At 53.9% G+C, this 777-nt stretch carries 2 protein-coding genes; one reads left to right on the top strand and one right to left on the bottom strand.

Annotation, left to right across the window (positions count from 1 at the left end):
* Positions 1–170 (top strand): rhodanese-like domain-containing protein (locus RTI30_RS14145; RefSeq protein ID WP_409449724.1); only part of this gene is annotated, 170 nt, incomplete at its 5' end.
* Positions 171–385: 215 nt separating this feature from the next.
* On the opposite strand, the gene RTI30_RS14140 is transcribed toward RTI30_RS14145, so the two are convergent.
* The coding region (locus tag RTI30_RS14140; RefSeq protein WP_312284137.1) for a divalent metal cation transporter at positions 386–777 on the bottom strand (392 nt) is incomplete at its 5' end.

Genomic DNA, 777 nt, shown 5'->3' with positions numbered 1-777 from the left:
ACCCAGCTCTTGACAGCAAAGAACAAGAGATCATCGTTTACTGTAAAGCTGGTGGTCGCGCTGCCCTTACCGCCCATCAATTGAAGAAATTGGGCTACAAACAGGTTCGTTCTATCGCTGGAGGAATCGATGCCTGGACTGCCGCCAACTATCCGTTAGAGCCCCTCTGAGGTGCCCTGGCAATGTTGGGAGGCATCGAAAAACTCCATCGCTACTCAGGAGGCATCCATTACATCTCGACGGCAACCATGCGGCACAGCACTCGCCTGCACTCCCAGCTGGCGCAGTCGTTTCGGCGGTTGCAGTACACCGCGTGGCCTTATATGGATGCCTCCGTTTGTGCAAGTCGACGGTCGATTAGTGGATCCGTTAGTCAAATACAGCCTTATATCCGGCCTGTACTGCAGGTTGTCCTGCTGGCCAGGGTAAGAATGTTTGCAATGGTAAGATCAATTAAGGAAAAGAGACCCCAAAAGGCCCCATAACGTCCCCAGATCATTTCTGCATGGCCGCGATGGGTAACCGCACCTAAGCGTACCGTCATCTCCTGAACGATATAAGCGACAGGAATCATCAGCAACAAAAAGGGAATAAAGAAGCCGATGCCGTACATCGCACCGGTTTGGGCGTAGGTAATGACACCGCCGGCATCGTTGTCAGCGATCATGACGAGAATGCCGGGCCCGATCAGGCTCAGGAACAGGAGCAGGCGCCGCCACCAGGAGGGATGGTGACGCAATTGATAAATCCGCCAGCGGTCTTCTATGCGCTGACGCT

It is taken from the genome of Candidatus Igneacidithiobacillus taiwanensis (genome assembly GCF_031962545.1).
Taxonomy (GTDB): Bacteria; Pseudomonadota; Gammaproteobacteria; order Acidithiobacillales; family Acidithiobacillaceae; genus Igneacidithiobacillus; species Igneacidithiobacillus taiwanensis.
The sequence above is the reverse complement of the archived record's forward strand: the minus strand, read 5'-3'. Positions and strand labels throughout refer to the sequence as shown.